The organism is Pyramidobacter piscolens W5455 (assembly GCF_000177335.1).
Taxonomy (GTDB): domain Bacteria; phylum Synergistota; class Synergistia; order Synergistales; family Dethiosulfovibrionaceae; genus Pyramidobacter; species Pyramidobacter piscolens.
In genome coordinates, this window is record NZ_ADFP01000129.1 from 25,707 (window position 1) to 32,244 (window position 6,538).

At 58.9% G+C, this 6,538-nt stretch carries 6 protein-coding genes; 4 read left to right on the forward strand and 2 right to left on the reverse strand.

The genetic code is table 11. The annotated features are described in order from the left end of the window. Positions 1-34 precede the first annotated feature (34 nt). From HMPREF7215_RS11300 to HMPREF7215_RS11315, 4 genes are read left to right on the forward strand one after another with little or no spacing between them, the layout of a single operon-like run. Positions 35-1,150, forward strand: a complete 1,116-nt coding sequence (locus tag HMPREF7215_RS11300) for a murein hydrolase activator EnvC family protein (RefSeq protein WP_198004611.1) — start codon at positions 35-37, stop codon at positions 1,148-1,150. Between the two features lie 33 nt (positions 1,151-1,183). Further along, positions 1,184-2,641, forward strand: coding sequence for a S41 family peptidase (locus HMPREF7215_RS11305; RefSeq protein ID WP_009166040.1), 1,458 nt, complete (start codon positions 1,184-1,186; stop codon positions 2,639-2,641). Further along, complete coding sequence (locus tag HMPREF7215_RS11310) at positions 2,638-3,609, forward strand: divergent polysaccharide deacetylase family protein (protein WP_009166041.1); 972 nt, start codon at positions 2,638-2,640, stop codon at positions 3,607-3,609. Before HMPREF7215_RS11305 ends, HMPREF7215_RS11310 begins: the two co-directional genes overlap by 4 nt. Continuing rightward, entirely contained in the window at positions 3,606-4,892 is a 1,287-nt protein-coding gene (locus HMPREF7215_RS11315) for an adenylosuccinate synthase (RefSeq protein ID WP_009166042.1), read from the forward strand. Before HMPREF7215_RS11310 ends, HMPREF7215_RS11315 begins: the two co-directional genes overlap by 4 nt. A 77-nt stretch (positions 4,893-4,969) precedes the next feature. Here HMPREF7215_RS11315 and purE read toward each other — a convergent pair whose 3' ends face one another. Then, a complete protein-coding gene (gene purE / locus HMPREF7215_RS11320) occupies positions 4,970-5,497 on the reverse strand; it encodes a 5-(carboxyamino)imidazole ribonucleotide mutase (RefSeq protein ID WP_009166043.1) in 528 nt (175 codons plus the stop codon). After that, on the reverse strand, positions 5,494-6,538 hold a 1,045-nt coding region (gene purD, locus HMPREF7215_RS11325; protein ID WP_009166044.1), incomplete at its 5' end, for a phosphoribosylamine--glycine ligase. The genes purD and purE, both read right to left, overlap by 4 nt.

The window sequence follows — 6,538 nt, forward strand, 5'->3', positions numbered from 1 at the left end:
CCTTTGTCTGGCGCTCGCTCTTGGCGCTCCGGCCTTGAGCGCGTCAAGCCTCGACGACAAGATCGCTGAGCAGAAAAAACAACTGGATCTGCTGAATAAACGCATTCAATACCATACGCGCGAGCTTGCGGAAGCGAAAGCAAAGGAAAAAGGGTATCTGCGCGAACTGTCTGTGTTCGATCATCGCGTCCAGCAGTCCGAAGAGCAAATTGCCCTGCTCGATCTGCAGATCGAAAAGAACGAGCGCGAGCTCAAAGAGGTCGGCGAAAGCATTGAAGAGCACAATAAGCGCATCGGAACTTTGCAGGATATCCTTTCGAAGCGGTGCGTCGCTATTTACAAATACGGCGGTGCGGCCGATTTGAACGTAATGCTCTCGGCGGCGGACTTGGCGGAGCTCAACAACCTGACGTATCTCATGAACCGCTTGAGTCGTCAGGACGAGAGAGACATCGAGGCTCTTGAAGCGGAAAAGTTGGCTCTGAAAAGCGACGAATTGAAGCTTCAACAGACGCGCGGGCAATTGGCGCAACGCCATAAACAGCGCACACGGGAACAGCAGGCCAATAAGCAGGCCGGAGCTCATCGCAGGGAACTTTTGGCCCGCGTGGAGAAAGATAAAAAAGCTCACGAAGCGGCGATGCGGGAAAGCGAGGAAGCCGAGAGGGCGCTGCAGAAAAAGATTGACGAGTATCTTAAGAAAAAGGCCCTTGCCGCTCGACAAGGAAACAACAAAGGCGCCCGTATCCCCGCTTATGAAGGCAACGGCAAGTTCGACTGGCCGGTTCCGGACAGAAAGGTAACGAGCCGCTTTGGGATGCGGGTTCATCCTCGGTTCAAAACGAAACGTCAGCATACGGGCATTGATATCGCCTCGTCTCTGGGGACGCCGATCAAGACGGCCGGAGCGGGAGAAGTCATCTTCGCCGGCTGGATGAGAGGGTATGGTCAGGTTGTCATCATCGATCACGGCGGCGGTTACGCCACTGTTTACGCTCATATGAGCAGGATTCAGGTTGACGAAGGGGACATCGTAAAAAAAGGAGCCATGATTGGCAAAGTCGGCATGACCGGCGTAGCGACCGGACCGCATCTCCATTTCGAAGTGCGCGTCAATGGAGAGGCTCGCAATCCGTTGAAATATCTGTAGTGGAAGGAGTAGAAGAGCCCTTTTGGGGAACTCATGAAAATACTGAAAAAATATCGCGATGTGGTGCTGGGGATTGTGATCGGCGCGGTCCTCATGACTCTTATCCCCGTGGGATACGCCAGCAAGGGGGAATTGTCACAGGTTGCTCCTTTCTCGACTGATTCGCTGTGGCTCCTGAAACAGGCACGCGTTATTGTCGAGGCTTATCAGGTCGATGCGGCAAGCAATGACATTGATGAGAGTGAAATGGTTCATGGGGCCATGCGCGGAATGCTGGGCGCGTGGAAAGACCCGTATACGCGTTTTCTCGATCCTCAGCAGTTGGAGGACGAGAAAACCTCCTTGGAGGGATCCTTCGGCGGTTTGGGAATCAATATCGCCAGCCGCGACGGGAAAATCCTCGTTATAAATCCTATTGAAGGCACGCCCGCCGATAAGGCCGGGCTGCGTCCCATGGACGAAATTGTCAGAGTGAACGATGATATCGTCATCGGCTGGGATCTCGACAAGGTCGTCAAATTGCTTCGCGGCGATCCCGGTACGGAAGTCTCCGTGGGGATCCGTCGCGCCGATACGGCCAGGCTGATCGATTTCAAGATTGTGCGTGACACGATCAAGATCGAGACCGTGCACTCGGAAATCCTCAGCGACGATATCGGTTACATTCGTCTGCGTCAGTTCATCAAAACCAGCGCGCCGGATGTCGGCAAGGCAGTCATCGATCTCAAAAACAAAAAGGCGAAGGGATTGATTCTCGATCTCAGGAATAATGGCGGCGGTTTGCTTGACTCCGCGCGCGATATCTGCGATCTGTTTATCGACGGCGGACTTGTCGTTTCGACGAAGGGGCGCGTTGATTCCGCGAACGAAGAGTTCTACGCGCATGAAGGCGTCCTCACTCAATTGCCCCTGGTCGTGCTGATCAACGAAGGCAGCGCCAGCGCCTCGGAGATCGTCTCCGGCGCTCTGCGCGACCGCAACGGCACGTTGCTGATCGGCGCCAAGAGTTTCGGCAAGGGATCCGTTCAGGTCCTTTTCAATCTTTCCGATGGGTCGGGGATGTTCGTGACGACGGCTCGTTATTTCACGCCGAAGGGAGTTCGCATTGACCACGTCGGGCTTTCTCCCGATATTTACGTGAAGTCCCTGTGGAGCGACGAAGACCGTGACGCGCCAGATTCAAACCAGGAAAACAAGGACAAGACGGAAAGGGCCGGCACGTCGAATGGGAAAACGGAGAATGGCTTGGGAGAAGAGAAAGACGCAAAAGGCGCCAAACTCCGCGATCCTCAACTCGACAAAGCGAAGGAGACTCTCTTGAAGCTGATTGCGGGAGAAAAACCGGAAACGCTGAGGGATCCCGTTCCTGAGCCCGTATCTTCCGATGTTTCCGTCATTTCCGCAGATCAGGGCAGCGGTGACGTTGACGTGAAGAGCGAACGCGACGATAAGAGTTCGAATCCCGACAAGAAATCCGTTCTTGGCAAATGAAGAATCCCTTCTGGGTTCTGGCGGCGGCGATCCCTTTTGCAGTCGTTTGCGTTTTTACAAACATGATGCACAATGGAGAGAGCGTACGGCGTCGAGAGGCAAGAAAAGCGGAGAACGCGGTCGTCTTGTCGGCGGAGGAGCGGCTGTGGCGTCCAGGGGCGTTCCCTTCTCTGGAAAAAACGCTGTCCTCGACGAAGAAAACGATTCTCGTGGCGGCCTCTTGGGTGGCGCGGCTCCAGTCGGCGGCGCTGCCAAAGAAAGGGAAGCCCGCCGCGGCGTCCCGACCTGGACTGGCCCTCGTCATTGATGACTTCGGCTATAATTACGGCATGGCCGAGCGTATCGCTCGTTTGAAACTGCGCGCGACATGGGCGATTATTCCCGGCACGCCGCACAGTCTCAAGATCGCTGAATATGCAGCCAAACAAGGGCAGCCCTTTCTGCTGCACGTGCCGATGCAGGCGCTGGGGGATCCGAACGGCGGACGCAATTATGTTATTGGGATTGACGTGCCGGAAAAGAAAATGGCCGAGTACCTTGCGTCGCTGCAGAAAGATTTTCCGCGTGCGATCGGCATTAACAATCACAGAGGGTCAAAGGCGACTTCCGACGCGCCGACAATGCGCCGATTTATGAAGGCGCTGTCGGCGACCCGGTGGGGTTTTCTGGACAGCCATACCAGCGGCAAGACGGTTGCCCAAAAAGTCGCTCTGGAATATCGTATCCCGGTCGTTCAAAACAAAGTTTTTATCGACGGAACGACAGATTTATCCGCGATGAAGGCACAATTCAATGCTGCGCTTCGCCTGGCGAGAAAATATGGCAACGCTGTCGCGATTTGCCATGCGCGCGAGGGAACGCTCCCTTTTCTGGCTTACCTGAGCAAACTTGACCTAAACCCGGTGAAGCTGGTGACGGTAGACGAGATCTGGAATTCGCAGCAGTCCGTTAAGGAGGAAAAACAATGAAGGGCAAGATCGAGGCGCTTATCGGCGCTCAGTGGGGAGACGAAGGAAAGGGACGCGTCGTCGACTCCATCGGCTCAAGAGTGGATATTTTCGCCCGCTATCAGGGCGGAGCGAACGCCGGCCATACCGTGTACGTCGACGGAGAGAAATACGTGTTTCGCCTTTTGCCTTCGGGAATGCTTTATCCCGGCAAGACCTGCGTGATCGGCAACGGCGTCGTCATCGACCCCGAGCAGCTGTTGAAAGAATTGGGCGAACTGCGCGCCAGGGGAAAAGACCGCGCGTGCCTTCGCGTCAGCGGAGCGGCTCATGTGGTGATGCCGTACCATAAGCTTTTCGATCAGCTCCAGGAGGAATCCCGCGACAGCGAACATAAGATCGGCACGACCGGACGCGGCATCGGCCCCTGTTATGTCGATAAATACACGCGCATTGGCATCCGCGTGGAAGATCTTTTGGACGAACATGTCCTGCGCGAAAAACTCGGCGTCGCTCTGGCCGAGAAGAACCGAATCCTTGCCGGCGTGTACGGCAAGGAGCCGTTGGCCCTCGATCCCATTTACGAACAGGCGTTCCAATGGGGCAAAGAACTTTCGCCTTATGTGGCGGACGTCTCGCTCGAGGTCTTCAACGCGCTCGAAAACGGCCAGACGGTGTTATGCGAAGGCGCGCAGGGCACGCTGCTCGACGTCGATCACGGAACGTATCCCATGGTGACGAGTTCCAATCCCGTTTCCTCGGGCGGCTGCATCGGTCTGGGAGTCGGCATGAAGTACGTGGACCGCGTCATCGGCGTGGCGAAAGCGTATCTGACCCGCGTCGGTTCGGGGCCGTTCCCGACGGAAGATTTCGGTCCCGAGGGAGAGGAGATCCGCCGCAGGGGCGGCGAATTCGGCGCCGTGACCGGACGCCCGCGCCGCTGCGGCTGGCTCGATCTCGTCGCGCTCCGTTACGCCGTGCGGGTGAACGGCTTCACCTGTCTGGCTCTGACCAAGCTCGATATCCTGACCGGCTTCAAAGAGCTCAAAGTCTGCAATTCGTACAAGGTCGGCGACAAAATCGTCGCGGATTTTCCGTCCGCCATCGCCAAGCTGGCTGAAGTCGAGCCCGTGTATTACTCGCTGCCCGGCTGGAGCGAAGACGTTTCGGCGGCGCGCGCCTTCGAAGATCTGCCGGAAAACGCCCGCAAATATGTGCAGCACATCGAGCAGGTCATCGGCGTCCCCGTCGTTCTGATCGGCGTCGGCCCCGATCGCGAGCAGCTCGTGCTGCGCGGATTGTGAAAGACTCATAAAAAATAAAATTGGGATGAGAAAACGAGTTCTCGTTTTCTCATCCCAATTTTATTTTTTTTCGAAAATCAACTCAGCGCTTCTTCGGGAGCCATGGGCAAGTCGGCGAAGGTTTGGGCGTCGCGGCGCGACGAGCGCACCTTGGCCGCTTTTTCGTCGGCGTACGACTGCAGCTTTTCAGCGACGGCGCTGTCATGGGTGGAAACGATGCGCGCCGCCAGCAGCGCGGCGTTGGCGGCGCCGTTGATGCCGACGGAGGCCACGGGCACTCCGGGCGGCATCATCGCCGTGGAAAGCAGCGCGTCCATGCCGAGCAGCGTGCCCGATTCGACGGGGACCCCGATCACGGGCAGCGTCGTCTGCGCCGCCACGGCGCCGGGAAGGGCCGCGGAAAGTCCGGCCACGGCGACGATCGCTTCCAGGCCGCGAGGGCGCGCGTTTTGGGCGTAATGCGCCGCGTCTTCCGGCGTGCGGTGAGCCGAAGCGACGGTGACCTCGAAAGGGATGCCGAGCTCGCGCAGCGTGGCGCCGATTTTTTGGGCGTGCGGCGCGTCGCTGGCGGAGCCGAGGATGATGCCGATTTTGGGATTGCTCATCTCAGTTCTCCTTGGGAGGAATTTTTTGCGAAGACCTGGTGACCGATGTCTTTTCGATACTGCATGCCTTGGAAATGAATTTTGCCGACGGCTTCGTAAGCGCGCTCCCGGGCCTGCCGCAGCGTGTCGCCGGTCGCCGCGACGCAGAGCGCGCGGCCGCCGGTCGCCATGATCTTGCCGTCCTGCGCGGACGTTCCCGCGTGGAACACGGTCACGCCCTCGACGGCGCCGGCGGCGTCAAGCCCGTGGATTTCCGCCGCGGCGGATGCGGCGGCGGGGTAGCCGGCGGAAGCGAGGATCACGCAGAGGGCGTTTTTCGTTTCCTTCTGCCACGGGAAGGACGCCAGATCGCCATGGGCGACGCGCCAGCACAGATCGACCCAGTCGCCTTCGAACAGGGGCAGGAGCACTTCCGTTTCCGGATCGCCGAGGCGCACGTTGTACTCCAGCACTTTGGGCGTGCCGTCCGGGGCGATCATCAGGCCGACGTACAAAACGCCGCGGTAATCGAGCTTTTCTTCTGCGAGGGCGGCGACGGACGGCTCGATGATTTCTCTGCGAACGCGCGCCATCAGCTCTTCCGTGACCCACGGCGCGGGCGCGTACGCGCCCATGCCGCCGGTGTTGGGGCCGAGATCGCCGTCGAGAAGGCGCTTGTGGTCCTGGCTGGTGCTGAGGAGCCGGTAGGCCGCGCCGTCGGTGACGACCATCAGCGACAGCTCGCGCCCGGGAAGCGCTTCTTCGATGACCAGCGTCTCGCCGGCGGCGCCGAGCTTTTTGCCGACGAGCATCTGCCGCGCCGCCTCGCGCGCGCCGTCGAGCGTGGGCTCGACGAAAACGCCCTTGCCGGCGGCCAGCCCCGAGGCCTTGACGATATAAGGACCGGAAAAATGGGAGAGGGCCTTTTCCGCTTCGTCCATCGTGCGGCACACGTAAAAGTCCGCGGTGGGAATGCGATGGCGCGCCATGAAATTCTTGGAGAATTCCTTGCTCGCTTCCAGCCGCGCGCCCGCGCCCGACGGGCCGAACACGGCCACGCCG